The sequence below is a fragment of the Actinomadura viridis genome, from assembly GCF_015751755.1.
GTDB lineage: Bacteria > Actinomycetota > Actinomycetes > Streptosporangiales > Streptosporangiaceae > Spirillospora > Spirillospora viridis.
In genome coordinates this window covers 7,771,500-7,796,574 of sequence record NZ_JADOUA010000001.1, presented here as the reverse complement: position 1 = coordinate 7,796,574, position 25,075 = coordinate 7,771,500, and the positions used below count along the sequence as shown (strand labels likewise).

The window sequence follows — 25,075 nt, the reverse complement described above, 5'->3', positions numbered from 1 at the left end:
CGAAGTGAACGTGGATGTCGCGGGCCATGACACAGGCCCCGTCCTCGGTCCAGAGAACCGGATTGTCAGTCACCTGGGGGTGCCGCCGACACGGCAGTCGGCGTTCGAATAACCCTCGGTACTTCGGAGTCTACGCCTCTTCACCCTCCGTGGCGAGCTTCTCCGGAACACCGGCCCCGGAGTGGCACTCCGTGGCCGGAGCACTCGGTGGCCGGAGGAGCACTCCGGGGCCGGACGGGCGTCAGCGGGGGGTGGGGTGGCGGGGGTGGAGGACCTTCGATCGGGCGCTGAACCTGGCGGCGCGGCGGTGGACGCGGTGTCCGGTCCGCCGTTGCCGGGCGCGGGGCACCTCCGGGACGTGGCGGAAGAACCACCGCTTCCCGGTCTCGATCAGGGCGATGTAGGCGATGACCAGCCCGGCGAGGACGAGGAAGAAGTCGGCCGGCAACGGCTGGAAGCCCAGGAGCCGGGCGAGCGGGGTGAACGGCAGCACGGCGCCGGCGGCGACCGCGCCGAGTGCGGCGGCCAGCAGCGGCCCGCTGGGACGGCTGCGGGTGAACGGGACGCGCCGGGTGCGGATCACGAAGATCACCAGGGTCTGGGTGGCCAGCGACTCCACGAACCAGCCCGTGTGGAACAGCGTGGGACCGGCGTGGAAGACCGCCAGCATCACGCCGAAGGTCGCGAAGTCGAAGATCGAGCTGATCGGGCCGAAGAACAGCATGAAGCGCCGGATCAGGCCCAGGTCCCAGCGCGAGGGCCGGGCGAGCCGCTCCTCGTCGACGGTGTCGGTGGGGATGGCGAGCTGGCTGCTGTCGTACAGCAGGTTGTTGAGCAGGATCTGCGAGGGCAGCATCGGCAGGAACGCCAGGAAGGCCGACGCGCCCGCCGCGCTGAACATGTTGCCGAAGTTGCTGGACGTCCCCATCAGGACGTACTTCATGGTGTTGGCGAAGATCCGGCGGCCCTCGGTGACGCCGTCGGCGAGCACCCGCAGGTCCTTCTCCAGCAGCACGACGTCGGCGGCGTCCTTGGCCACGTCGGTGCCCGAGTCGACCGAGACGCCCACGTCGGCGGCGTGCAGCGCGAGCGCGTCGTTGACCCCGTCGCCGAGGAAGGCGACGTCGACGCCGGACCGGCGCTGCGCCCGTACGACGCGCGCCTTCTGCTCGGGGGTGACGCGGGCGAACACCGTGGCCGTCTCGATCGCCTCGGCCAGCCGCTCGTCGTCCATCCCGTCGAGATCGGCCCCGGTCAGCGCGTCGCCGGGCGGCAGCCCCAGCTCCGCGCAGACGCGGGCGGCGACCGCCGGGTTGTCCCCGGTGATCACCTTCACGGTCACGCCCAGCCCGGCCAGCCGCCGCAGCGCGTCCCGGGCGGTGTCCTTGGGCGGGTCGAGGAAGATCAGGAAGCCGCGCAGGTCAAGGTCCCGTTCGTCCGCCGCGTCCAGCCGGTCCGGGTCGGGCGCGGGGCGGGTCGCGACCGCGATGACCCGGTGCCCCGCGGCGAACTCCTTGTCCAGGACGGGGCCCGCCCCGGGGGGTGTACGGGCGCAGCGGGCCAGGACGGCCTCCGGCGCGCCCTTCGTGATGATCAGCCGGTCGCCGGCCTGCTCGGCCAGCACCGACACCAGCCGCCGTTCGTGGTCGAAGGGGAGGGTGGCGAGCCGCCGGTACCGGCCCGCCTCCTCCCGGCGTCCCGCCGAGGCGGGGGACGTCCACAGGGCGGTGTCCAGCGGGTTGCCGCCCGCGACGTGCCCGCCCTCGACCGTGGCCTCGGTGCAGACCAGGCCCAGGAGGAGGGGGTCGCCGGAGGCGCCGCCTTCGGGGCCGAGGGAGCCGGTGAAGGTGATCCGGCCTTCGGTGAGGGTGCCGGTCTTGTCGGTGAACAGCACCTCCATGTCGCCGAGGTCCTCGATGCACACGAGGCGTTTGACCAGGACCTTGCGGTGGGCGAGCCGGCGCGATCCGGCGGCCAGGCTGGTCGAGACCACGGCGGGCAGCAGCTGGGGGGAGATCCCGACCGCGATCGCGAGGGAGAACAGCAGCGCGTCCAGCATCGGCTTGTGCAGCGCCACGTTCACCACGAAGATCATGGCCGTGAGCGCGGCGGCGACCCGGACCAGGAGCATGGAGAACCGCCGCAGCCCGACCTGGAACTCGGTCTCCGGCACGCGCTCGCCGAGTCCGAGCGCGATCTTCCCGAACTCGGTGTGCGCGCCGGTGGCCACCACGACGCCCCGGCCCGCCCCGGCGCGGACCACGGTGCCCATCAGCGCGCAGTCCGCCAGTTCGGCCAGGGCGGCGCCGGGCGGTACGGGGCCGGGCGTCTTGGGCGACGGGACGGGCTCGCCGGTGAGGACCGACTCGTCGCACTCCAGCGCCGTCGCCGACAGCAGCCGCACGTCGGCCGGGACCACCTGGCCGAGCCGGAGTTCGACGATGTCGCCGGGGACGAGGTCGACCACGTCGACCGGCCCCGGCCGCCCATCGCGGACGACGACCACCCGGTGCCGCAACTGCTCGTGCAGCGCCTGGACCGCCCGTTCCGCGCGGTACTCGTTCACCGTGCTCAGCCCGACCGACACCGCCAGGATCACGCCGATGATCAGCGCGTCGGTGCGCTCGCCGAGGAAGAACGACGCCGCCGCGGTCACCGCGAGGAGCGCCAGCAGCGGCGAGCGCACCTGCCGCCAGAGCACGGGGCCGAGCCGGGCCCGGTGCGTGCGGACCGCGTTCGGCCCCAGCCGCGCCAGCCGCCGTTCCGCCTCCCGCGCGCTCAGGCCGTCATCGGACGTGCCCGTCCGCGACAGGACCCGGGCGGCGGGCATCGCGGACGCGTCGGTCACCGCGAGCGGCTCGGTGACCCGCGGGGTGCCCTCCCGGACGGACGCCTGCGTCCCTGCGCGGCCCATCCCCTACTCGTAACCGGACTCCGGCGGCGCCGAACAGGGACTTCGGGCCCGTGCCGGGGTGACGATCGCCCTCGATCAGCGGAAGACGCCGCTGTAGGCGTTGAGGGCGGGCTGGCCGCCGAGGTGGGCGTACAGGACGTTGGAGTCCCTGGGGATCTCGCCGTCGCGGACGAGGTCGATGAGGGCGGCCATGGACTTGCCCTCGTACACCGGGTCGATGATCATGCCTTCGAGGCGTCCGGTGAGCGTGATCGCCTCCAGTGTGGACGGGACGGGGACGCCGTAGAGGTCGCCGGCCCAGCCCTCCAGCACGGTGATCTCGTCGTCGCGCAGGTCCCGGCCGAGGCCGATCAGCTCGGCGGTGTTCCGGGCGATCTTCTCCACCTGGGCGCGGGTCTCGGCGAGCTTGGCCGAGGCGTCGATGCCCAGGACGCGGCGGGGCCGGTCCTGGCCCGCGAAGCCGGCGATCATGCCCGCCTGGGTGCTGCCGGTGACGCTGCACACCACGATGGTGTCGAAGAAGACGCCCAGTTCCCGCTCCTGGACCTGCACCTCCTCGGCCCAGCCGGCGAATCCGAGGCCGCCGAGGGGGTGGTCGGAGGCCCCGGCGGGGATCGCGTACGGGGTGCCCCCGGCCGCCCGGACCTCCTCCAGGGCCTGCTGCCAGCTGTCCTTGAAGCCGATGCCGAAACCCGCCTGGACCAGGCGCACGTCGGCGCCCATGATGCGTGACAGCAGGATGTTGCCGACCTTGTCGTTGACCGCGTCGGGCCAGTCCACCCAGCTCTCCTGGACCAGGACGGCCTTCAGCCCAGTCCTGGCCGCGACCGCGGCCACCTGCCGGGTGTGGTTGGACTGGACCCCGCCGATGGTGACCAGGGTGTCGGCGCCCTGGGCGAGGGCGTCGGGGAGCAGGTACTCCAGCTTGCGGGTCTTGTTGCCGCCGAACGCGAGCCCGCTGTTGCAGTCCTCCCGCTTGGCCCAGATCCGGGCACCCCCGAGATGCCCGCTCAGCCGGTCGAGGGGGTGGACGGGGCTGGGCCCGAAGAGCAGGGGGTAACGCTCGAAGGTGTTCAGGGACATCAGGACTCCTCGGTGGGCAGGGTGTCGAGCAGGGGCACGAGCGTCCCCCAGTTGGCGCGGGTGGCCGCCGCCGCGCCCTCCACGTCCCCGGCCTCGCACAGCGCGATGATCTGGTCGTGCTGGGCGACCGACCCCCGGCCGCTCAGCGAGGAGAAGCGCAGCCGCTCCAGGCGCCGCAGCACCGGCGTGAACTGTTCGAGGACGGTGCGGACGGCGTCGTTGGCGCTCGCGGTGACCGGGACGCCGTGGAAGTCGTCGTCGGCCGCGATGGCGGCGTCCACGTCGTCCCGGCGCAGGGCGTCGGCGAAGCGGGCGTTGGCCTGGCGCATGGCGTCCAGCTCGGCGCCGGTGAGGTTGGGCAGCGCCTCGCGTACGGCGAGTTCGTGCATGGCGGCCGTCACCGACTGGGCGGCCCGGACGGCCCGGACGTCCAGGGGGCTGACGATGGTGTAGCGCCCCGGCCTGGTCCGCACCAGCCCGGCCTGCTCCAGCCGTGCCAGGGCCTCCCGGACGGGGGTGCGGCTGACGCCCAGCCATTCCGACAGCTCGCCGTCGCTGAGCCGTTCCCCCGGGGCGAGCGTGCCGTCGACGATGGCGTCCCGGATGGCCTGGTAGGCGTTCTCGCGGAGCAGTGACCTGGGAACGAGCCCTCGGCTCTGGGGTACCGGCATGCAATATATTGCACGTCGCATTCGACGCCCTGTCAAGAGCCCGCTGTTCAAAGACCCCGGGTCGTTGCCCCAGGGCCGGCCTCAGCGGGCCCGCCACTCCTCGATGGTCGCGAGCAGCTCCGGCCCCAGGGAGTCGATGAGGTCGCCGTCGCTCTCGACGGTCAGGGTGATCGCCGCCAGGAACCGCCCCTGCCGGTCGTGCAGCGGCGCGGCGATGGCGTGGATGCCGGGGACGGACTCCTCGTGGGTGACCGCGTAGCCCCGCTCCAGGATGCCGGGCAGCTCCCGCAGGAAGCGGTCCACGTCGTCGGGACGCGAGTCCTCCAGGGTGCGCAGCAGGTCGTCGCGTTCGGCGGGGTCCAGGTCGGCGAGGATGACGCGGCCCGCCGCCGCGCGCAGCAGCGGGCGACGGCGGCGGCTGCGCGCGTAGAAGTCGATCCGGCCGTTGACCGCCGTCTCGTCCACGTACACGAAGGCGTCCCCGAGCCGGATCGCGAGCAGCGCGATCGTGCCGGTGCGCTCGGCCAGCGCGACCAGGTCGTCGTGGCCGACGAGCCGCGCGGGCGATCGCTGCCCGGCCAGCGTCAGCACGTACGGCCCCGGCCCGAGCCGGTAGCGTTTGCGGTCCTCGATGAGGTAACCGGTCGCGACCAGCCCGTTCGTCAGTTCCTGGACGGAGCTCTTGGCCGCCTCCAGCTCCTGCGCCAGCTCCGTCAGGGTCAGGCCGGAGGCCGACCGGGCCACCACCTCCAGGATGGTGACGACCCGGTCGACCGTACGGTGGTGCTTCGCGGGCACGCTGCCCTCACAATCCGCTCAGAGCGCCCACTTCGGGGGGCGTTTCTCGAAGAACGACAGTCTGCCCTCGGCGGCCTCGGGGCTGGCGAAGAACTCCATCGACAGCCGTTCGGCCATCGTGAACGCCTCGGCGCGGTCCATGCCGGCCAGTTCCTCGACGAGGGCCTTGGTACGGCCGACGGCCTTGGGTTCGGCGCGGCGCAGCCCGTCCAGCATCCCGTCGACGAGGCCGTCCAGCTCGGCGCGCGGCGCGCAGGCCGTGATCAGGCCCGACTCGACGGCGTCGGCGGCCGAGAACGTCTCGCCGGTCAGGAAGTAGCGCGACAGGGCGCGCGGCGCCATCCGGGGCCTGCACACCACCGCGATCATCGCGGGCACGACGCCGATCCGCACCTCGGTGAACGCGAACGTGACGTCGTCCGGCGCGACCGCGATGTCGCAGGCCGCGACGATGCCGAGGCCCCCCGCGCGGGCCGGCCCGTTCAGCTTGGCGATCACCGGCTTGGGCAGGTCGAGGATCGCGGCGAGGATCTCCGGGATGCCCGGCCCGGTGACCGGTTCGCCCGATCCGACCTCCTTGAGGTCCGCGCCGGCGCAGAACACCGTGCCCGCCCCGGTCAGCACCACCGCGCGGACGCCGTCGTCGGCGCGCGCGGCGGCGAGGGCGTCGGCGAGGCCGGTGCGGACCGCGGCCGACAGCGCGTTGCGGTTGGCCGGCGAGTCCAGGGTGATCGTCGCGATCCCCCGTTCGACCTGGTAGCTGACAGCGGTCATCTGCCCTCCCATCGCGGCGCGCGGCGTTCCCGCCACGCGGCCACTCCTTCGTGCCGGTCGGTACTGCGGTACGGGTTCGGCGCGGCGTCGAGCCGCAGCGCGGCGGCCACCGGCAGCGCCTCACCCTTGACGATCATCGCTTTGTAGCGCTGCTGCGTCAGCGGCGCCCCCTGGAGAAGCCCCCGCGCGTATTCCAGTGCCGCGCCGGCCGCGCGGCCGGCCGGGACGACGCGGTTCACCAGGTGGCAGGCCGCCGCCTCGCCGGCGGTCATCCGCCGGCCCGTGTAGAGCATGTCGTAGGCGACCCCGCGCGGCACGGTCCGCGGCAGCAGCACGGACGCGAAGTTGGCGCCGAACCCCACCCGCACCTCGGGGAAGCCGATGCTGAGGTCGTCGGCGGCGATCCGGACGTCGCAGGCCAGCGCCAGCTCCGCGCCGCCGCCGAGGACGTGGCCGTGCAGCGCGGCGACCGTGGGCTTGCCGCATTCCAGGATCGTCTCGAAGACGTTGCGGTCCGTGCCGCGCATCGGGACGGGTTCGGCGTCGCCGAGCACGCCGGCCTCGTCCAGGTCGCGGCCCGCGCAGAACGCCCGGTCGCCCGCGCCGCTGAGGACGACGGCGCGGACCTCGGGGTCGGCGTGCGCGGTGTCGAACGCGGCGACGAGTTCCCGTACGAGCCCGGTGGTGAGCGTGTTGAGCCGGTCCGGGCGGTCGAGCCGGACGTGGGCGATGCCGCCGTCGCGGTCGTAGCGCAGGGTCATGCGGCGATCCGGGCGTCCAGGGCGACCAGGCCGTCGCCGGTCACGGCCACCGGGTTGAGGTCGATCTCGGCGCGCGCGGCGGCGAGGATCCCGAGCAGCCCGCGCAGCGCGGGCAGCAGTTCCGGCCGCCGCCCGGCCAGGAACCGGCCGGCGCCGGTGGCGGTGATCAGGCGGTCGAGCGCGGCCGTGTCGAGCAGCGCGACCGGGCAGACGGCGGTGTCCGCCAGGTGCTCGGCCGGTGATCCTCCGGAGCCGAACACCAGGACCGGGCCCAGCTCGGCGTCCATGCTGACCCCGGCGAACAGCTCGGCCGTCCCCCGCACCTGACGTTCCACCACGACGCGCGGGGCGCCCGCGGCGGTGACGGCGGCGAAGGCCGCGGCGACGTCCGCCGGGGTCCGCAGGTCCAGCCGCACCAGCCCGGCCGCCGCCTTGTGGGTGGTGGACGGCACGTCGCCCTTGAGGACGACGGGGTGGCCGAGCGCCGCCGCCGCGTCCACCGCCTCGTCCACGGTCACGGCGGTCCGGGCGGGCGCGAAGGGCACGCCGAGCGCCGCGAGCGCCGCGCGCGCCTCGCTGTAGGCGACGCCGGGCGGGACGGTGAGGCGCTTTCCGGGCGGCAGCGGGTCCCCGGCGGGCAGGGGCGCCGCCGCGGCCCAGCGGGAGATCGCCCCGACCGCCCGGTGCGACCCGGCGAACACCGGCAGGCCGCGGTCCAGCAGCGTGCGTTCCAGGCCGTCGCTGAGCCCCGGCACCGGCCAGTACGACACGGCCAGCCGCGTCCCGGGCCGTACGACGCCGTCGAGGATCCGGGTGAGCAGGCCGTCGGTACGGCCGCCCGAGCCGCCGCCCGCCTGGGTGTTCAGCGCGAACAGCGTCACGTCGTGGTCGTTGCCGCCGACGAACGCGTCCAGCACCGCGATGCCGTCGTCGGGCCGGCTCAGCACCTCCCCGGTCGGGTCGAACGGGTTCGCCGCCCCGGCCAGCGTCAGCCGTTCGCCGACGAACGCGGCGAACTCCTCCGTGACCGGCGGCAGCTCCAGCCCGGCGTCGTCGGCCAGGTCGGCGATCACCGCGCCCTCGCCACCGGAGAACGCGGCGGCCCCCAGCCGTACCGGGCGGCGGGCCGGGCGGCCCCAGCGCAGCAGCAGCGACGCGACCTCCCACAGCCGGTCGAGGTCGTCGGCGATCACCACGCCCAGCTCGGCGAGCGCGGCCCGCTGCACCTCCCAGTCCCCGGCGAGCGCGCCGCTGTGGGTGGCGACGGCCGCGCCGCCGGTGCGGGTACGGCCCGCCTTGAGCAGGACGACGGGCTTGCCGAGGTCCCGGGCGCGGCGCAGCACCGGCCGGAACCGTTCCAGCGGCCCGAGTTCCTCGACCACCATGGCCGCGACCTCGACCCGGTCGTCCGACAGCGCCAGGTCCAGCGCGTCCCATGTGGACAGCGCGAGCTGCACGCCCGTCGCGATCGCGAGCCCGACCCCGATCCCGGCGGCCTGCGCCCGGTTGTAGACGGTGTTGTTCGCCGCCCCCGACTGCGTGATGATCGCCAGCGGCCCCGGCTTGACCTGCTCGGGCGCGAGCTGGTTCAGCACGGCGCGGGGGACGTAGGAGTCGGCCAGGTTGACCAGGCCGGGGTGGACGGCCCGAGCACCGGAAGCCGCGTCTCGCGCAGGAAGGCCAGCAGCTCGTCGCGGCGCGCGTACCCCTCCTCGCCGGCCGCGCCCTCGCCCAGCCCGGACGTCACGACGATCGCGGACGTCGCGCCGCGGCCGACCGCCTCGCGGAGGACGGGAACGACCGACGCGGCGCGCACCACCACGATCACCGACTCGACCGGTTCGGGCAGGTCCGCCACGGTCGGGAAGCACGGCACGCCCTGCACCGAGTCGCGGCGCGGGTTCACCGTGTACAGCCGTCCGGGGTAGCCGTGGCGCAGCAGGTTGTGGACGGACGCGCCGGTGAAGGCGTGGATCTTGTCATTGGCTCCGACGACCGCGACCGACTCGGGCGCGATCAGTGAACGGGGCACGGTCACGGGGCGCCTCCCTTGTCGATGTTCTTCCACAGCAGCGCGCGCCGGGTGGCGAGGCCGACCAGCCGGTCCACGGCGAGGCCGATGACCAGCAGCGTCGCCAGCGCGGCGAACGTCCCCGCCGCGTTGAACTGGGACGCGTTGTGCTGAACGAGGTAACCGAGGCCCTGGTCGGAGGCCAGCATCTCGGCGACCACGACCCCGATGAGGGCCTGCGGCACCGAGATCTTCAGGCCCGCGCTCACCCACACCAGCGCGGAGGGGAGCCGGACGCGCAGCGCCACGTCCCGGCGGGTCCCGCCCATGACCCGGATGGCGTCGACCAGCGCCGCGTCCACGTCCCTGATCCCGAAGAAGGTGTTGTAGAACATCAGGAAGAAGGTGATGAACGCGGCCGAGATGACCTGCAGCGGCTTGCCGATCCCGAACCACATGATGAACAGCGGGACCAGCGCCACCTTCGGCAGGCTGTAGACGGCGGTGATGAACGGCTCGACCACCACCGCCAGCCGCGGCGAGCTGCCCAGCACGTACCCGACGGCGACGGCGAGGACCGCGCCGGCCGCGAAGCCGAGGGCCGCCGCCGACAGCGTGCTCCACGTCGCGGTCGCCAGCTCGCCGCCGGTCAGCCAGCCCCACCAGGTGGAGGCGATGTCGGTCGGGCGGCTGACGAAGAAGTCGTCAACGACCCGTCCCGACATCAGCTGCCAGGCGGCGAGCAGGACGACGAGGACACCGAGGCGCTGGAGGGCGATGATCCCGCTTCGCCGGCTCATCGCGGGTCTCCCTTCGGCGGGCGGGCGGACTGGAGCGCCGCGTGCAGGTCGCGTTCCAGCGCGGCGAAGTCCGGGTGGAACCGGAGCGTCTCCATCTCGCGGTCCGTGCCGAACGGGATCGCCTGCTCGTGCACGATCCCGGACGGGCGCGGCCCGCCCACGACGACGACGCGGTCCGACAGCGCCACCGCCTCACCGATGTCGTGCGTGACGAACAGGACCGTCACCCCGGTCTCCCGTACCGTGCGGCGCAGCTCGGCGTGCATCTGGGCGCGCAGCTGCGCGTCCAGGGCGGCGAACGGCTCGTCCATGAGCAGCAGCTCCGGCTCGTAGATCATCGAGCGGGCGAGCAGGGCGCGGCGCTTCATGCCGCCGGAGAGCTGCGCCGGGTAGAGCTGCGCGGCGTCGCGCAGGTCGAGCAGCGTGAGGTACCGCTCCACCAGCGGCCCGATCTCCCCTTTCGGGACGCGCCGCATGCGCAGCGGCAGCGCGACGTTGTCGGCGATCCTCCGCCACGGCAGCAACGTGTCGTCCTGGGTCATGTAGCCGACGCCGGTGTTGACCCCCTCCACGGGCCTGCCGTCGAACACCACCCGTCCGGCGCGCGGGACGAGCAGCCCCGCCGTGCAGTTCAGGATGGTCGACTTGCCGCAGCCGCTGGGGCCGAGCACCGACACGAACTCGCCGCGCTCGACGGTGAGGTCCACCCCGGCGAGGACGTCGGGCGCCGTGCCGAACCCGGCCGCGAGGCCGCCGACCTCCAGCAGCGCGCTCATCCACGGGCTCTCGGGTCGACGGCCTTCTCGTACTCCAGGCCGTTCCGCACCTCGGCGGGCACCAGCTTGGCGACCGCGTCGAACGAGGTGCGGGGGAACTTCCCGTCGGCGGGGAAGGACAGCCGGCCCTGCTCCCAGGTCAGCTTCCAGACCTCTTCGCTGATCTGCGGGAACCACCCCTGCCTCAGCTGCGCACCGGAACCCTCCGGGTCCTCGGCCACCTGCCTGGACGTCGCGGCGAGGGCGGCCGACAGCTTCCGCACGACGTCGGGGTTCTTCTCCGCGTACGAACGGCGCATGATGATCACGGAGGTGACCGCGTCGCCGAACACCTCCTTCATGTCGCCGCGCGGCACGGACGCCCACAGCTGCGCCTCGCCGGAGGCGATGTTGGCCTCCATCACCCCGGAGCCGTAGAAGCCGGCGTCGAAACGCCCCTGGCGGAGCCCGCCGACGATCGCGCTGGCCTCGGTGACACCGGTGATGGTGACGTCCTTCTTCGGGTCGAGGCCGTAGTGCTTCAGCAGCAGGACGAGCAGCTCCTGGTTGCCGGACCCGGCCGCCGCCGTGACGATCTTCAGGCCCTTGAGGGCCTTGATCCGCTCGGCCATCGGGGCGTCGGCGGCGACCCCGGACTTCCGCGCGGCGTCCTTGCGGATGGCGAGGATGCTGGCGCCCTTGTTGATGCCGCCCACGATCGTCAGGTCACTGCCCTTGCCGATCGCGGCGAACGCGGCGGTGGTGGCGGGCGCGGCGCAGTCGTAGTCGCCGCCCAGGACGCCCGCGACCTGGGTGGCGCTGGAGGTGCCGAGCGCCTTGTACTCGACGTCGACGCCGTTCTTCTCGTCCAGCTTGGCGGTGTCCATGAGCTGGGGGACGCCCTGGTTGAGGCTGGCTCCGGCACCGACGCAGCGCAGCTTCGGCATGCCGCCCGCGCCGGTCGCCGCCGTGTCCGGGGGCTTGGTGCAGGCGCCGGCGGCGAGCCCGGCCGCGACGAGCACGGCGATGACGAGTTTCATGCTTGCTCCTTGGGGTGGGACGGCACGGCGACGTGGCGGGCGAGGACGTACTCGCCGAGGGCCTTGGCCTGGGCGTCGAACCGGACGGTGCTCGTGGCGCCGTCGCCGAGCAGGCCGCGGACGACGAAGTTGAGGGCGTGGAGGCGGGGCAGCTCGTACCGGTCGACGCGCAGGCCGGCGGCCTCGGTGAGCAGCTCGCGCAGCCGGTCGGTGGTGAGGGTGGCGCGGAGCCATTCCCAGTGGGCGGCGTCGCGGACCCAGACGCCCAGGTTGGCGTCGCCGCCCTTGTCACCGGACCGGGCGTCGGCGAACTCGCCGAGCGGCGCCGTCCGCGATCCCGGGGCCGGCGGGGACGGGACGGCGGCGACGGGCTCGTCCGGCGCGTCCGCGGTGACGGGAGGCGGGGCGATGGTCTCGACGCTCCCGTCGGCGTGCTGGACGCGGTGCTCGACCTCGGTGACGGGGACCAGCGCCGGAACGTAGCGGCCGTACGAGCGGGCGCCGGACGGCGTCCCCGTGGCGTAGAAGCCCGGGTAGCCGCTGAGCGCCTGCCCCACGATGAGGCCGGAGAACGCGCGGCCGACCCGCTTCTCGTCCGTCCCCCGGACGGCGATGCGCAGCAGGGCGGACGCGGCGCCCTGGTCGGCGGGGTCGTCCGCCGCGGTGCCGATGCGCTGGAAGGCCAGCTCGGTGACGCCCTCGGCGCCGCCGAGCGCGGCTCGTACGGACCGCTCGACCAGGGCGGCCTTCTCCTCCAGGCGGCGGCCGGTGAGGACGAGGGTCGTCTCGTTCTCGTACCCGCCGAGGCCGGTGACGGCGACCTTCGCGGTGGCGGGCGGCGGGGCGCCCCGGGTGCCGCTGACGCGGACCCGGTCGGGGCCGTCCTGGGTCAGCTCGATCGTGTCGAGCAGCGTGGTGACGTCCGGGTTGAGGTAGCGCGTCCCCTGGATCTCGTAGACGAGCTGGGCGGTGACGGTGCCGACCGTGACGGCTCCGCCGGTGCCCTCGTGCTTGGTGATGACCGAGGACCCGTCCGCGGCCACCTCGGCGATCGGGAAGCCGGGGTGGAGCATGTTCGCGATCTCGGTGAAGGACGCGTAGTTCCCTCCGGTCGCCTGGGCCCCGCACTCGATGACGTGCCCCGCGGCGACGGCCCCGGCGAGGCGGTCCCAGTCGTCGCGGGCCCAGCCGTGCCACCACGCGGCGGGCCCGACCGTCAGGGCGGCGTCGGTGACCCGGCCGCAGATCACCAGGTCGGCGCCCTCCTCCAGCGCCCGCGCGATCCCCCAGCCGCCGAGGTAGGCGTTGGCGGTGAGGGGCTCGAAGCCCGGACCGGCCTCCCCGCCCGTGAGCAGGCCCCGCTCGCGCAGATCGCCGAGGCGCGGCATCAGGTCGTCCCCGAGCACGCAGGCGATCCGGGGCGCGAGCCCGAGGCCGGCGGCCTTGGCGGCGACGAGGTCGGCGAGACCGCGCGGGTTGAGGCCGCCGGCGTTCACCACGACCTTGATGTCACGTTCCAGAATCGTCCCGAGCACGGGCGCGAGCTGGGCGGGGAAGGTCGCCGCGTACCCGGCGCCGGGGTTCTTCAGCCGGCTCTTGGCCAGGACGAGCATCGTCACCTCGGCGAGGTAGTCGCCCGTGACGACGTCCACGTCGCCTCCGGTGACCATCTCCGCCAGCGCGCTCTGCCGATCGCCGTAGAACCCGGAGGCGTTGGCGATCCGAACCGGCCGCTGCATGCTGACCCACCTTTGTTCGTATATACGTACTCAGATCCGTATGTTCGGATTCGCTGAGAATAGGTGTGTCCTGGACCACAGGTCAATGGCCGGAATCCGGGTTTCTGCCCCTCCGCGCGGGGCCGGAGGCCGCGATTCCGTTACGGCCAAGGGGATGCCGCGTCCCGATCAGGTGGGAAGGGTGACCGAAAATGGACGCGCACAGGACCGGAGAGGTCTTCGCCGGTCTCCGGTGCGGGCGGGGTCAGTCTTCGGCGGCGCCTCGCTCGAGGAGCGCCCGGACGGTCAGGGCCGCGGCCTGGTCGGGGTCCTGCGAGACGGCCTCGTTCCAGTCCCGGGCCGCCTGCTCGACCGACTCCTGGAACGACTTCGCCAGGAAACCGCCTCCCAGCAGCAGGGCGATGGCGACCGGACGGCGCCCCCAGGACAGCCCCTCCACCGCGAGGGCGACGTTCACCGTCCAGCGCCCCTTCCCCGCGGGGACCCTGCCGACCGTCAGGGCGACCTTGCCGAGTCCGTGCACGGCGGAGGCGGTGAAGGGAGCGTCCGCCCCGCCTTCCCACCACCGTTCGAGATCCGCCCCCGCCTCGTACTCGACCCGGGTGATGCCGGCCCATTCGCCGGGGGTCCGTCCGGTGGCCGCGGCCCGGACGAGGGTGGGGTTCCGGACGCTGCGAAGCTCGGCCCACCCCTCGTTCGCGCCATTGCCGAACGCGACGCGGCTCCAGCCGTCCGGGTCCCAGGACACGACGCTCACCGCGATGTCCCCGTCCTCGCCCGAGGTGATGCTGTAGCGAGCGCCGGGCTCGGCGTGCTCGCCTTCCACCAGCCGGACATCGGCGGACGGCTCGGCGCCCTCGACCACGAGCCGGCCGTCCTCGAAGCGCAACGCACCGATGGCTTCATGAAGGGCCGCCACGTACCGCCCGGCCCATCCACGCGACACGGCCTCGGCCTTCACCTGATGCCGCAGGACGAGGCGGTCTCCCAGTTCGCGTTCGGCCACACCGGGCACGGCCTCGTTCCAGGCGGCCTCGGCCTTGGCCAGCGCTTCGGTCAGGGCACGGCGGATGCGGTGCCGGCCGAAGAGCAGCCCGGCCGCGGCCACCGGCCGTACCGGACCACGGCCACGAGCGCCCACGGTGATCGTGGTCTTCCGGCGCCCGCGCCGGCGCCCCGCCTTGCCCCGCGTCACCCGTACGGTCACGTCGGCGAGCGGATGCCTGAGGCGCGCGGAGAGTTGAGGTGCGGCCTGGCGCGCCACCGGCGCCCGCCCCCACCAGTCCGCGACCCGTACCTCGGCGTCCCACTTCGCGCGCTGCAACCGGCGCAGCGGGCCGGGCCCCTGGTAGTCACCGGTGATCCGGACGTTCTGGAGGCCCCGCTTCGCCATGCGCGCCTCGACGTGCCCGGTGACGCGATGCTCGTCCACGGTGACGGTGACGTCGCAGGACACCCGTTCCGTCCGGTCCCACGACACACCGGTCACCTCGACGACGGCGGGCGCGCCCTCGGGAACACCTTCGCCCCGGGGACGCGGCACCTCGATCCGGTAAAGGGAACCGGCGGCGAGATGTCCCCCTTCGACCAGCCGGACCGCGCCGAGCGCCCCGTTCCCCACCCGCAGCCTGCCGTCACCGGTGAACGGAAGATCCTCAACGGTGTCCAGAAGGGCCTGGATGATCTCGTCGAACAGACCATGAGGGAAGGCAACAAGCTGGGCATCGTGCTTAAAGCGGGCCATCGTTCATCCTGGCACGAAGGCTCCCGATCACGCCGAATCAACCACCCTGACCGGATTCTCCGGCAAGCCCAGCCAGATCCGGGGAATCGCCCATCCGCGGTTCCGTGGTTGCGGACACTGACGCGCGCCGTACTGAAGAGCCCCTGACGCGGTTCGGACTCGCGCCGTACCCTGAGGTTGCCCAGACGCTCGGGAAGGAGCGAGGCCGGTGCGTGAGGAGATGACCATCGGGGCCCGCCTCCGGGCCCTGCGCCGCTGGCGCGGAATGTCCCTCGATGAGCTGGCCGGCCTTTCCGGCCTCAGCAAGTCGTTCCTGTCCCGCGCCGAGCGCGGACTGCGCGCGCTGGACCGCCGCTCCCATATCGCGGCCCTCGCCAACGCCCTGCGCGTCTCGGAGACCGACCTGGTCGGCGGCCCGCACCTCACCACCGACCGGCAGCAGTCCGAGCCACATGCCTACGTCGAACCGCTCCGGGTCACTCTGGAGTCCAACAGTTTCTACGCCGACCCCGTCGTTGAGCGCGCCCGTCCTCTCGACACGCTGGTCACCCTTATGAGCGGCCGCATTGAACAGCAGCGACGCCGGTACAACTACATCGAGGTCGGCAAGGACCTCCCCGCGGTCATCGACGAGCTCCATTGGCACGTCAGGCAACCCGCCGACGAGGCCACCCAGCGCCGCGCGCTCGAAACCCTGGTCGAGGCGTACATGTGCGCCGCCGGCATGGCCCGGTCGCTGCGTCACCCCGACCTCGGCCAGATCGCCGCGATGCGGGCCGAGCAAACGGCCGTGATGCTGGGCGATCCGGTCGCCCAGGGCAAGGCCGCTTTCTCCCTCATCCGCCCGAACGCCTCCAACTGGCACCGGGTGAAGGTGATGGCCGAGCGTGCGGCCGAGGCACTCGAGCCTCACGTCCGCAGCCCGCAGGACATCCCGGTGCTGGGCATGCTGACTCTCAACGCGGCCCTCGCGTCGGCCGCGAGCCGGGACACCGCCGCGGCCAGGGACTGGCTGGGCGAGGCGGCCACGCTCGCCGCCCGGGTGCCGGACGATCTGGAGCGCAACTGGCAGGCGTTCAGCTCGACGAACGTGGCGATCTGGAACATCACCGTCGGCGTGGAGTGCGGCGAGGGCGGCAGCGTGATCGCGGCGAAGGCCGCCATGGTCGATGAGGAGCGCCTGAACGCGCACGTCGGTCGGAAGACGTGCTTCCTCGCCGACGTGGGCCGGGGACTCGCCCGTGACCCGAAGCGACGGGACGAGGCGATCCAATGGCTTCGGCGCAGCGAGGCGTCGGCCCCTCAGCGATTCCGTAACGACGCCAAAGTCCGTGAGACCGTCGCGGTGTTGTTGGAGCAGGCCCGAGTGGCAGCGCAGGGTCGTGAGCTGCGAGGACTCGCGGCCCGAATGGGAGTCCCGCACTAGGAACTCACACAGGGTTGCCACTCGGCAACTCTATGCGTTGACGCAGTCCTACCGTCCCTGTCCATGGACGACAGAGACCATCTGGAACGCCTGCGGACCGTACTGGTCCAGCGCGGTTGGAAAGCTGAGATCCGCCCGGGCCGGGGCAGGGAACTGCTGTACGTCACGAACCCGGCCGCTCGGCAGCTCAATGACACGATCGCCTGCGAGCGCGGCAGGTTCCGCTGGGCATGGGGCCAGGGCATCGAACCGGCCGACGATGTCATCGGCGTCGCCGACCGGATCCAACACGTCCTGCGTGAGGTCGAACGGTGACGGCCGGCGGCGCGACCCACCATCTCGCCGCGCTCGGTGCCCACCTGAGCGCGCGCGGCTACAAGGTGGAACTGACCGAGCGCGGTCTACGCGCGGGCAAATCGAACGCCGAGGAGACGATCTCGCTCCGTCGGCGTCCCGAGGACTCCGACAGGCCGTGGTTCTGGACGGCGGCGGGCGAGCCCGTCGCGCCCGCCGACCGCATCATCGACGCCGGCGTGTTCCTGATGGGCCACCTGGCCGAGCGGCACGACCGTCCTGAGGGGGCGGAGCGGTGAGCGCGGTCGCGTCATGGGCGGCGGCCGGGATCGAGCCGGAGCGGGTCGTGGCCGAGCTGCGCCGCCGGTTCCCGCGCGTCAGCGCGTGGAGGGGCGAATCGACCGGTAGCTGGTGGGCATACACGCTCGACCACGCAGGGCGGCCACACCTTCTTGAGGCCGACGACCCCGTTCAGCTCGGACGGCTGCTGGCGGACGTCCGGCAGGCTCCGCAGCCTGAATGGGTCGTCTCGGCCCGCAATACCGACGTGGCGCGACGGGCGCCCACGGCTCCCGTACCCCGCCTCGCCGCGCACACCGCATCCCGCCCCCGCAGCATGTCCGGCGCACCCCACTACCCGCGCCGTCCCGCCCCGTCCCGGCCCGTTCGCCCGAGCTGGTGGCGGCGAGCGCTCGGCGCGCTGGTCGTCCTCGAATAGCGCGCCGGACGGACGTTGACTTGCGGCGAGTTGTTCTCTTCGGGCGGCCAAAGGCAGCAACTCGCCGCAAGTCAACGAACTCCGGGGCTGTGATTGCGCCCCGAATAGCCCCGTGGCCCTGGGGTCTGCTGGAGCACCCCGGGGCCACGGACGGCGTCGTACGGCTGCCCGCCCGGCCGATCCCGGGCAACCCGAGGCGGGGCCGTGCGGCGGGAGCACCGTGGTCCCGGTTGCCTGTGCGCGGGCGACCGGGGCCACGGTCAGCGAAGAGCGGCCGGCCGGGCGGGAGCCCAGCCAGCTGCCGGGGCCGCGAGCGCGGACTGCTGAACCGCTCATGTCCGCCATCGGACGGAAGTTGACTTGCGGCGAGTTGCTGCCCTTGGCCGCCCGGAGGGAGCAACTCGCCGCAAGTCAACGAGTCCCTGGAGCTGGGGTCAGCTCGGCCGGGCGGGCGGGGGACGGCCCCAGGGACTGGCGGGGGGTCGCGTATCTGAGGGCTCTGGTCGCGACGGCGGCGTAGGCCGCGCCGCCGGCTAGGGACGCGAGCAGGGCCAGGGGTTGCGAACGGTCGGCGAGCAGGGGGTAGATCTGCCAGTGGGCCAGGTAGATGTACAGCGAGGCGCCGGCCAGGAGCCCGGCGAGGCGGTTGAGCCAGGCGGTGCTGGGCAGCGCGGGCACCCAGACCAGCAGGGCCACGCCGCCGATGATGAGGATCTCCCGGGTCAGCTCGCCGGGGCCGAAGTAGCCCGGGACGGTGGCCAGCGCGATCGCCGTCACCAGGAGCCGCTGCCCCGGGTTGGTCGCCTTCGCGGCGGCCCAGCCGAGGGGGAACATCCAGAACGCGGCGAGCGCGGACGGCAGGTCCAGGAGGCCGAGGAAGTCGAACCGGGCGGCCACCCCCAGCGCCAGGATCCCGAGGGCGAACCCGTACGGGGCGCGCCGTTCGGCCCGGTCCAGTCCCGGGACGCTCAGCCATACGGCCATGGCGAGCAGGATGTAGACGATGACCTCGACGAACCAGTAGTTGCTGTTGCGGCCGAGGGCGCTGTCGAGCAGCAGGGCGTCGCCCAGGTGGTAGTCGGCGGTGAGGAGTCCCGCCGCCGCGATCCAGGCGACGCTCGGGACGGCGATCCGGGCGAGGGCGGTGAGTACGTGGTGGCGGCGTTCACGGCGGCCCGCCGCGGTGAGGTGGAAGCGCGCGAAGTTGAAGCCCGCCACGGCCAGCAGCACGTGCGCGCCGCCGCGGATCGTGAAGAGCGAGATGTGCGAGCCGACGATGAGGACGATCGCGGCGGCGCGCAGGGCGATGCCCGTCTCCAGGGTCCGCCACCGGGAGCGTTCCGCCGGGCCCCGCAGGTCGCGAACGGGCCGGAGGTCGCGGATGGGCCGCGTGTGCCAGTCGGCGGGCAGCGACCCGAGCGTCTCCTCCAGGCGCAGTGACATCTCGACGTAGGACAGCGAGTCGCCGCCCAGGCTGACGAAACTGCACTCCTCGGTGACATCGGAACGGTCCAGCATCTCCGCGTACAGGCGGACCAGATCCGTACCGGATACGGCCTCGGGACGGCCCAGGCAGGCGATGGCCCGGTAGTCGGGCTTGCCGCTGGGGAGGCGTGGCGGCTCGGCCACGGCGTGGACGCGCACCGCCCGGCCGGGCAGGCCGCACCCGTCCGCCACCAGCCGCCGGACGCGCCCGGCGTCCGCGCCGCCCGTGACGGCCACGACCAGCGCCTCGTCGTCCCCGGCGCAGTACGCGGTCAGGCCGTTCCGCGCCAGCGACTCCTCCACGGCCCGGGGGTCGATGCGCAGGCCGTAGAGCTTCACGAACCGGCCGCGCCGCCCCACCACCTCGTACAGGCCGTCCGGGGTGAGCCGGGCGAGGTCGCCGGTGCGCAGCTCGCCGACGGTACGGCCGAGGGCCAGGTCGGACGGGCTCTCGGCGTACCCGAGCATGACGTTGGGCCCCGAGTACACCAGCTCGCCGACGCCGGCGCCGGGACGGTCCGGCACCGGTTCCAGCCGGAAGGACCCGCCCGGGATGGGGACGCCGATCGTCCCGGGACGGGACGCGGCCAGCTCCGGCGGGAGGTAGGCCATGCGGGCGGTCGCCTCGGTCTGGCCGTACATGACGACCAGGTCCCATCCGCGCCGGCGGCCGAGTTCGGCGTAGCGCCTCACGCGGTCGGGCGCCAGCCTGCCGCCCGCCTGGGTGACGTACCGCAGGTGCGGCAGCCGCATGTCGGCGAAGCCCACCCGGTCCAGCAGGTCGAAGGTGTACGGGACGCCCGCGAACGTCGTGCCCCGCGCCTCCCGGAACAGCTCCCAGAACCGGGCGTCGGTGACCGAGAGGTCGGTGAGTATCAGGGCCGCGCCGCGCAGCAGATGGCTGTTGATGACCGACAGGCCGTAGCAGTAGTGCATGGGCAGGGTCGTGGCGGCGCGGTCATCGGCGTGGATGCCCAGGTAGCCGGCGATGGACGCGGCGTTCGCCCGCAGGTTCTCGTGCGACAGCCGGACGAGCTTGGGCGAGCCGGTCGTGCCGGACGTGCTCAGCAGCAGGGCGAGGTCGGGGTGCAGGGCGTGCGCGGAGACGTCGCGCCGCTCGTCCAGGACGCCGTCCGGGAACCCCACGACGTCCGGGTCGTAGGCGTCGATCAGCGACCGTACGGCGTCGGGACGGTCGTGCGGGGCGAGGAGGACGGGGTGCCCGGCCGCGAGCGCCGCCAGGTAGAGGACGACCGTGTCGACCGTGTTGGCGCCGGCGAGCAGGATCAGCCGGCGCCGGGTTCCGAGGCGCCGGGCGGTCGCCGCCACCCGCGCGGCGAGTTCGCGGTAGGACAGCGCGCCGCCGGAGGTGACGAGGGCCGTCCGGTCCGCGTGGTCCGCCAGATCCGTGGCGAACGGGACGTCCGGGTGGGGGTGACTCACGCGGCGTATCTTAAGTAAGGCTAACCTACATGCCAAGACGCACCCGAAAGCCGCATCACCCCGCACAACCCCCGCATCACCAAGGAAGCCCCCATGCGACTCCCCCTGGCCCGCTTCACCACCACACTCGCCTTGGCGGCCCTGCTGCTTCCCCTGGGGGCCTGCGGCATCGGGCAGGAGGCCGGTCTGGTCATCTATTCCGGCCGCAACGAAGGACTCATCAAACCGCTGCTGGACAAGCTGGAGAAGTCCGTCGGCACCAAGGTCGAGGTCCGGTACGGCGCCAGCGCCGAGCTGTCCGCGCAGCTCCTTGAGGAGGGCGACAAGACCAAGGCCGACCTGTTCCTCTCCCAGGACGCCGGCGCGCTCGGGGCCCTGGCCAAGCAGGGGCGCCTGGAGAAGCTGCCCCAGCCCACCCTCGGCAAGGTGGCCGAGAAGTTCCGCGCGGGCTCGGGCGACTGGGTCGGCCTGTCCGGCCGCGTCCGCGTGCTGGCCTACAACCCCGCCCAGATCTCCAAGGCGCCCGACAGCGTCCGCGACCTGGTCAAGCCGGAGTGGAAGGACAAGGTCGGGTACGCGCCGACCAACGCGTCCTTCCAGGCGTTCGTCACCGGCATGCGGGTCATCGACGGCGACGAGGCCACCCGCGCCTGGCTCAAGGGCATGAAGGCCAACGGCGTCAAGGCGTTCGACGACAACCTCGCCCTGCTGGACGGGGTGAACAACGGGCAGGTCGCCCTCGGCCTGATCAACCACTACTACTGGTACGAGAAGGTCGCCGAGAAGGGCGCGGACAAGATCGCCGCCAAGCTGCACTACCTCCCGGGCGGCGACCCCGGCGCGCTGATCAACGTGGCGGGCGTGGGCGTCCTCAAGGGCAGCGAGCACAACGCGGCGGCGCTCAAGGCCGTCGACTTCCTGCTCTCCCAGGAGGCGCAGACCTACTTCACCGAGGAGACCAAGGAGTACCCGCTGGCGGCCGGGGTGAAGAGCACGGTGCCGGGCCTGCCGGCGCTGGAGTCCCTGAAGGCTCCCGAGATCGACCTCGGCAAGCTGGAGTCGCTCCAGGAGACCCTGGCGATGCTGCGGGAAGCCGGGATGGTCTGACCTCGATGAGGACCGCCCGCGCTCCGTGGGTCCTGCTCGGGCCCGCGTGCCTGGCCGGGGCGTTCGCCCTGCTGCCGCTCGGCTACCTCGCCGTACGGTCGCTGGAGCGCGGCCCCGGCTTCGCCTGGGACGTCGTCACCACCGAGGGCACGGTCCTGCTCCTCGGCCGCAGCCTGGGGCTCGCCGCCGTCGTGGTGTCGGCCTGCCTGATCCTGGGGATCTCGCTGGCCTGGCTGACCGTGCGCACCGCGCTGCCCGGCGTCCGCGCGTGGGCGGTGGTGGCAACGCTGCCGCTGGCCGTGCCCAGCTACGTGGCGGCGTTCGCCTGGCTGTCGGCGGTGCCGGACATCGCCGGGTTCACCGGGTCCGCGGTGTCGATGACCCTGGTCAGCTACCCGTACGTCTACCTGCCGGTCGCCGCCGCCCTGCGCGGGATCGACCCCGCGCAGGAGGAGGTGTCCCGGGCCCTGGGCACCGGGCCGGTCCGGACGTTCCTCCGGATCACCCTCCCGCAGCTCCGCCCGGCCGCGGCCGGCGGCGGGCTGCTGGTCGCGCTGTACGTCCTGTCGGACTTCGGCGCGGTGTCGCTGATGCGGTACGACACGTTCACCCGCGGCATCTACACCTCCTACCGGGCGAGCTTCGACCGCACCCCGGCCGCCGCGCTGAGCGTGGTCCTGGTCGTGATGACCGTGGCGCTGGTGTTCCTGGAGACGCGCACCCGCGGGCGGCGCGGCCACGCCAGGACCGGCACCGGCGCCGCCCGCCCGGCCGCTCCCGTCCCCCTCGGCCGGCTGACGATCCCCGCGCTGGCCTGGTGCGGGACGGTCGTCGCCGCCGCCGTCGTCTTCCCGCTGGCCACGCTCGCCTACTGGCTGGCCGCCGGGAACTCCTCCACCTGGGACCCGGCCGGCCTGCTGAACGTCGCGGGCGTCACCCTCGCCGTGGCCGCCGCCGGGGCCCTGCTCACCAGCCTGCTCGCCCTGCCGGTCGGCGTGGTGGCGGCACGCCACCGGGGGCGGGTCCCGGAACTGCTGGAACAGGCCGCCTACGCCGGGCACGCCCTGCCCGGCATCACCGTCGCCCTCGCGATGGTCTTCTTCGCGGTCCGCTACGCCAACCCGCTCTACCAGGAGCTTCCGCTGCTGGTGTGCGCTTACGCGGTGCTGTTCCTGCCGGTCGCGGTGGCCGCCACCCGCGCCGCCGTCCTCCAGTCCCCGCCCGTGCTGGAGGACGTCGCCCGTTCGCTGGGCCGCGGCCCCCTGCGCGTCCTGCGCGAGGTGACCGTGCCGCTGGCCGCGCCCGGCGTCGCGGCCGGCGCGGCCCTGACCTTCGTCGTCTGCATGAAGGAACTCCCGGCCACCCTGCTGCTGCGCCCCACCGGCATGGACACACTCGCGACGCGGCTGTGGACGGAGACCGGGGTCGGCTCCTACGCCGACGCCGCCCCCTACGCCGCCGCGCTCATCCTGCTCGCCGCCGTCCCCTCGTACCTCCTCGGAAGGCACAGATGACCGATCTGCAGATCGAGGGTCTCAGCAAGGCGTACGCCTCGGGCACGACCGTGCTGAACGGGCTCGACCTCACCGTCCCCGGCGGCTCGCTGGCCGCCGTCCTCGGCCCCTCGGGGTGCGGGAAGACCACCCTGCTCCGGATCATCGCGGGCTTCCTGAACGCCGACGCGGGCACCGTCACCGTCGGCGGGCGCACGCTCACCGGCCCCGGCGCGCACGTCCCGCCGGAACGCCGCCGCATCGGCATCGTCCCGCAGGAGGGCGCGCTCTTCCCCCACCTGAGCGTGGCCCGCAACGTCGCGTTCGGGGTGACCGACCGGTCCGCGCGCCGCCGCCGGGCCGAGGAGATGCTCGACCTGGTGGGCCTGGCCGGGTACGGCGACCGGATGCCGCACGAGCTGTCGGGCGGGCAGCAGCAGCGCGTCGCCCTGGCGCGGGCGCTGGCCCCCGAGCCCGCGCTGGTGCTGCTGGACGAACCGTTCAACGCCCTCGACAGCGCGCTGCGCGCCGGGGTGCGCGCCGACGTCCGCGACGCCCTGCACGCCATCGGCGCCACCGCCCTCCTGGTCACCCACGACCAGCAGGAGGCCCTGTCCACGGCCGACCTGGTCGCCGTCGTCCGGGACGGGCGGATCGCCCAGTGCGGCTCACCGCAGGACGTCTACAGCCGCCCGGCCGATCCCTGGGTCGCCGGGTTCGTCGGCGACGCCGTCCTCCTCCCCGGCACCGCGGCGAACGGCACGGCCGCCACCGCCCTCGGCCCCGTGGAGCTGCGCACGCCCGCGGGCGAGGCCCCGCTCCAGGCCACCGTGCTGCTGCGCCCCGAGCAGCTGCGGCTCACCGAGCCCGGCGAGGAGACACCCGGCGGGACCGTCACCGACGTCCGCTACTACGGCCACGACGCCATGATCACCGTGACCGTCGACGGCCTGGACGCGCCCGTCGACGTCCGGGTGGACGGGCACGTCGCGCTGCGCCCGGGTGACCGGACCGGTGTCCGCGTCACCGGCCGGGCCACCCTCCACCCCGATCAGTTGCCGTAGGGGTCGTCCCCGTTCTTGAGGCGGGTGGCCATGGCCTTGAGTGCGTCCAGGGCCAGGAGGTAGGGCATCGGGCCGAACGAGACGCGGGCCACGCCCAGTTCCGCCAGCCGTTCGAGACGGGATCCGGGCAGGCAGTTGGCGTTGACCGGCCCGGGGATGCCCTGGACCAGGGCCGCGACGTCGTCCTCGGCGGTGGCCATGATCGGGTAGATGCAGTCCGCCCCCGCCTCCAGGTAGCGGCGGCCCCGTTCGATCGCCCCGGCGAGGGGCTCGGGGGACTTGGTGATGAACGTGTCGGCGCGGGCGTTGATGACCAGGTCGGCCCCGGCGTCGCGGACGGCGGCCCGGACGGCGGCGATGCGGTCGGCCTGCGCGGAGACGTCCACCAGGGTGCCCGAGGCGTGGTCGGTGTCCTCCAGGTTGCAGCCCGCGGCGCCGATGCCCAGCAGCCGGTCCACCAGCTCGGCGGCCGGGAGGCCGTAGCCGGCCTCGGCGTCCACGGTCACCGGCACGGTCGCGGCGCGCACGACGCGGGCGGCGGCGGCGAACATCTCCTCGGCCGGGGCGCCCTCGTGGTCGGGGTGGCCGAGCATGGCCGAGATGGCGGCGCTGGCGGTGGCCAGGGCCGGATAGCCGGCCTCCTCGACGATCGTGGCGCTCGCCGCGTCCCAGACGTTCGGCAGGATCAGCGGCTCGCCCGGACGGTGCAGCTCCCGGAGCCGCGCGGCCTTGGTCTTCTGGTCAGTCATGATCGTTCCCCCTCGGTGGACGACTCTGTCACACAGGTGACTGCGCGGCGGCGTTTTTTGTGACAGGCCGCACCTCGGGGTGTGTGCCCTGCCCGCCCTTCCCCACCGGGGACGTTCCCGGCGTGAGCCGTGCCGCGCCGGGTGTCGCGGAGGTCGAGCCGCTCGCCTCCGCTCGCCCGGACGCCGCGCGCCTCCCGTTCCTGCCG

General features: G+C 73.4%; 22 protein-coding genes. 7 read left to right on the top strand and 15 right to left on the bottom strand.

Annotation, left to right across the window (positions count from 1 at the left end):
- Positions 1-241: 241 nt before the first annotated feature.
- From mgtA to IW256_RS35380, 13 genes are all read right to left on the bottom strand, one after another.
- Positions 242-2,914: a magnesium-translocating P-type ATPase gene (gene mgtA / locus IW256_RS35440; RefSeq protein WP_197015094.1), complete on the bottom strand. Its 2,673-nt coding sequence runs from the start codon at positions 2,912-2,914 to the stop codon at positions 242-244.
- A gap of 75 nt (positions 2,915-2,989) precedes the next feature.
- Positions 2,990-3,997: a 1-aminocyclopropane-1-carboxylate deaminase gene (locus IW256_RS35435; protein WP_197015093.1), complete on the bottom strand. Its 1,008-nt coding sequence runs from the start codon at positions 3,995-3,997 to the stop codon at positions 2,990-2,992.
- Positions 3,997-4,668: a GntR family transcriptional regulator gene (locus tag IW256_RS35430; RefSeq protein ID WP_197015092.1), complete on the bottom strand. Its 672-nt coding sequence runs from the start codon at positions 4,666-4,668 to the stop codon at positions 3,997-3,999. The genes IW256_RS35435 and IW256_RS35430 overlap by 1 nt, the downstream gene beginning before the upstream one ends.
- A gap of 81 nt (positions 4,669-4,749) precedes the next feature.
- Complete coding sequence (locus IW256_RS42955; RefSeq protein ID WP_197015091.1) at positions 4,750-5,466, bottom strand: IclR family transcriptional regulator; 717 nt, start codon at positions 5,464-5,466, stop codon at positions 4,750-4,752.
- A gap of 18 nt (positions 5,467-5,484) precedes the next feature.
- A complete protein-coding gene (locus IW256_RS35420) occupies positions 5,485-6,240 on the bottom strand; it encodes an enoyl-CoA hydratase-related protein (RefSeq protein WP_197015090.1) in 756 nt (251 codons plus the stop codon).
- Positions 6,237-7,001 carry an enoyl-CoA hydratase/isomerase family protein gene (locus IW256_RS35415; RefSeq protein ID WP_197015089.1) on the bottom strand — a complete coding sequence of 255 codons (765 nt, stop codon included), beginning with the start codon at positions 6,999-7,001 and terminating at the stop codon, positions 6,237-6,239. Before IW256_RS35415 ends, IW256_RS35420 begins: the two co-directional genes overlap by 4 nt.
- Complete coding sequence (locus tag IW256_RS35410) at positions 6,998-8,596, bottom strand: acetate--CoA ligase family protein (protein WP_197015088.1); 1,599 nt, start codon at positions 8,594-8,596, stop codon at positions 6,998-7,000. Before IW256_RS35410 ends, IW256_RS35415 begins: the two co-directional genes overlap by 4 nt.
- Positions 8,590-9,039, bottom strand: coding sequence for a CoA-binding protein (locus tag IW256_RS35405; RefSeq protein WP_197015087.1), 450 nt, complete (start codon positions 9,037-9,039; stop codon positions 8,590-8,592). The genes IW256_RS35410 and IW256_RS35405 overlap by 7 nt, the downstream gene beginning before the upstream one ends.
- Complete coding sequence (locus IW256_RS35400; protein ID WP_197015086.1) at positions 9,036-9,812, bottom strand: ABC transporter permease; 777 nt, start codon at positions 9,810-9,812, stop codon at positions 9,036-9,038. Before IW256_RS35400 ends, IW256_RS35405 begins: the two co-directional genes overlap by 4 nt.
- Positions 9,809-10,588 carry an ABC transporter ATP-binding protein gene (locus IW256_RS35395; RefSeq protein WP_197015085.1) on the bottom strand — a complete coding sequence of 260 codons (780 nt, stop codon included), beginning with the start codon at positions 10,586-10,588 and terminating at the stop codon, positions 9,809-9,811. Before IW256_RS35395 ends, IW256_RS35400 begins: the two co-directional genes overlap by 4 nt.
- Complete coding sequence (locus IW256_RS35390; RefSeq protein WP_197015084.1) at positions 10,585-11,607, bottom strand: ABC transporter substrate-binding protein; 1,023 nt, start codon at positions 11,605-11,607, stop codon at positions 10,585-10,587. The genes IW256_RS35395 and IW256_RS35390 overlap by 4 nt, the downstream gene beginning before the upstream one ends.
- A complete protein-coding gene (locus tag IW256_RS35385) occupies positions 11,604-13,346 on the bottom strand; it encodes an acyclic terpene utilization AtuA family protein (protein WP_197015083.1) in 1,743 nt (580 codons plus the stop codon). Before IW256_RS35385 ends, IW256_RS35390 begins: the two co-directional genes overlap by 4 nt.
- 244 nt (positions 13,347-13,590) lie before the next feature.
- The gene (locus tag IW256_RS35380) at positions 13,591-15,090 is read right to left on the bottom strand and encodes a hypothetical protein (RefSeq protein WP_197015082.1); all 1,500 of its coding nucleotides are present in this window, start codon (positions 15,088-15,090) and stop codon (positions 13,591-13,593) included.
- 208 nt (positions 15,091-15,298) lie between these two features.
- Here IW256_RS35380 and IW256_RS35375 point away from each other — a divergent pair, with 208 nt between their 5' ends.
- From IW256_RS35375 to IW256_RS35360, 4 genes are all read left to right on the top strand, one after another.
- Positions 15,299-16,516 (top strand): helix-turn-helix domain-containing protein, encoded by a 1,218-nt coding sequence (locus IW256_RS35375; RefSeq protein ID WP_197015081.1) that lies wholly within the window; start codon positions 15,299-15,301, stop codon positions 16,514-16,516.
- A gap of 63 nt (positions 16,517-16,579) precedes the next feature.
- A complete protein-coding gene (locus IW256_RS35370; RefSeq protein ID WP_197015080.1) occupies positions 16,580-16,831 on the top strand; it encodes a hypothetical protein in 252 nt (83 codons plus the stop codon).
- Positions 16,828-17,109 carry a hypothetical protein gene (locus IW256_RS35365; protein ID WP_197015079.1) on the top strand — a complete coding sequence of 94 codons (282 nt, stop codon included), beginning with the start codon at positions 16,828-16,830 and terminating at the stop codon, positions 17,107-17,109. Before IW256_RS35370 ends, IW256_RS35365 begins: the two co-directional genes overlap by 4 nt.
- A complete protein-coding gene (locus tag IW256_RS35360; RefSeq protein ID WP_197015078.1) occupies positions 17,106-17,528 on the top strand; it encodes a hypothetical protein in 423 nt (140 codons plus the stop codon). Before IW256_RS35365 ends, IW256_RS35360 begins: the two co-directional genes overlap by 4 nt.
- Before the next feature lie 411 nt (positions 17,529-17,939).
- Here the strand turns inward: IW256_RS35360 and IW256_RS35355 are convergent, their stop codons facing one another.
- Positions 17,940-20,456, bottom strand: a complete 2,517-nt coding sequence (locus IW256_RS35355) for an AMP-binding protein (RefSeq protein ID WP_197015077.1) — start codon at positions 20,454-20,456, stop codon at positions 17,940-17,942.
- A 93-nt stretch (positions 20,457-20,549) separates the two neighbouring features.
- Here IW256_RS35355 and IW256_RS35350 point away from each other — a divergent pair, with 93 nt between their 5' ends.
- Genes IW256_RS35350 through IW256_RS35340 form a run of 3 tightly spaced genes read left to right on the top strand, consistent with a single transcriptional unit; the run spans position 20,550 to position 24,120 of the window.
- Positions 20,550-21,563 carry an iron ABC transporter substrate-binding protein gene (locus IW256_RS35350; RefSeq protein ID WP_197015076.1) on the top strand — a complete coding sequence of 338 codons (1,014 nt, stop codon included), beginning with the start codon at positions 20,550-20,552 and terminating at the stop codon, positions 21,561-21,563.
- Between the two features lie 5 nt (positions 21,564-21,568).
- Complete coding sequence (locus IW256_RS35345) at positions 21,569-23,077, top strand: ABC transporter permease (protein ID WP_197015075.1); 1,509 nt, start codon at positions 21,569-21,571, stop codon at positions 23,075-23,077.
- Complete coding sequence (locus tag IW256_RS35340; protein WP_197015074.1) at positions 23,074-24,120, top strand: ABC transporter ATP-binding protein; 1,047 nt, start codon at positions 23,074-23,076, stop codon at positions 24,118-24,120. The genes IW256_RS35345 and IW256_RS35340 overlap by 4 nt, the downstream gene beginning before the upstream one ends.
- On the opposite strand, the gene IW256_RS35335 is transcribed toward IW256_RS35340, so the two are convergent.
- Positions 24,108-24,869 carry an isocitrate lyase/PEP mutase family protein gene (locus IW256_RS35335; RefSeq protein WP_197015073.1) on the bottom strand — a complete coding sequence of 254 codons (762 nt, stop codon included), beginning with the start codon at positions 24,867-24,869 and terminating at the stop codon, positions 24,108-24,110. The genes IW256_RS35340 and IW256_RS35335 overlap by 13 nt on opposite strands.
- Positions 24,870-25,075 lie beyond the last annotated feature (206 nt).

Coding starts and splice junctions, on each gene's coding strand:
- mgtA (WP_197015094.1), bottom strand. CDS start 2,914: ATGGGCCGCGCAGGGACGCAGGCGTCCGTCCGGGAGGGCACCCCGCGG.
- IW256_RS35435 (WP_197015093.1), bottom strand. CDS start 3,997: ATGTCCCTGAACACCTTCGAGCGTTACCCCCTGCTCTTCGGGCCCAGC.
- IW256_RS35430 (WP_197015092.1), bottom strand. CDS start 4,668: ATGCCGGTACCCCAGAGCCGAGGGCTCGTTCCCAGGTCACTGCTCCGC.
- IW256_RS35420 (WP_197015090.1), bottom strand. CDS start 6,240: ATGACCGCTGTCAGCTACCAGGTCGAACGGGGGATCGCGACGATCACC.
- IW256_RS35415 (WP_197015089.1), bottom strand. CDS start 7,001: ATGACCCTGCGCTACGACCGCGACGGCGGCATCGCCCACGTCCGGCTC.
- IW256_RS35400 (WP_197015086.1), bottom strand. CDS start 9,812: ATGAGCCGGCGAAGCGGGATCATCGCCCTCCAGCGCCTCGGTGTCCTC.
- IW256_RS35395 (WP_197015085.1), bottom strand. CDS start 10,588: ATGAGCGCGCTGCTGGAGGTCGGCGGCCTCGCGGCCGGGTTCGGCACG.
- IW256_RS35390 (WP_197015084.1), bottom strand. CDS start 11,607: ATGAAACTCGTCATCGCCGTGCTCGTCGCGGCCGGGCTCGCCGCCGGC.
- IW256_RS35385 (WP_197015083.1), bottom strand. CDS start 13,346: ATGCAGCGGCCGGTTCGGATCGCCAACGCCTCCGGGTTCTACGGCGAT.
- IW256_RS35380 (WP_197015082.1), bottom strand. CDS start 15,090: ATGGCCCGCTTTAAGCACGATGCCCAGCTTGTTGCCTTCCCTCATGGT.
- IW256_RS35370 (WP_197015080.1), top strand. CDS start 16,580: ATGGACGACAGAGACCATCTGGAACGCCTGCGGACCGTACTGGTCCAG.
- IW256_RS35350 (WP_197015076.1), top strand. CDS start 20,550: ATGCGACTCCCCCTGGCCCGCTTCACCACCACACTCGCCTTGGCGGCC.
- IW256_RS35345 (WP_197015075.1), top strand. CDS start 21,569: ATGAGGACCGCCCGCGCTCCGTGGGTCCTGCTCGGGCCCGCGTGCCTG.
- IW256_RS35340 (WP_197015074.1), top strand. CDS start 23,074: ATGACCGATCTGCAGATCGAGGGTCTCAGCAAGGCGTACGCCTCGGGC.
- IW256_RS35335 (WP_197015073.1), bottom strand. CDS start 24,869: ATGACTGACCAGAAGACCAAGGCCGCGCGGCTCCGGGAGCTGCACCGT.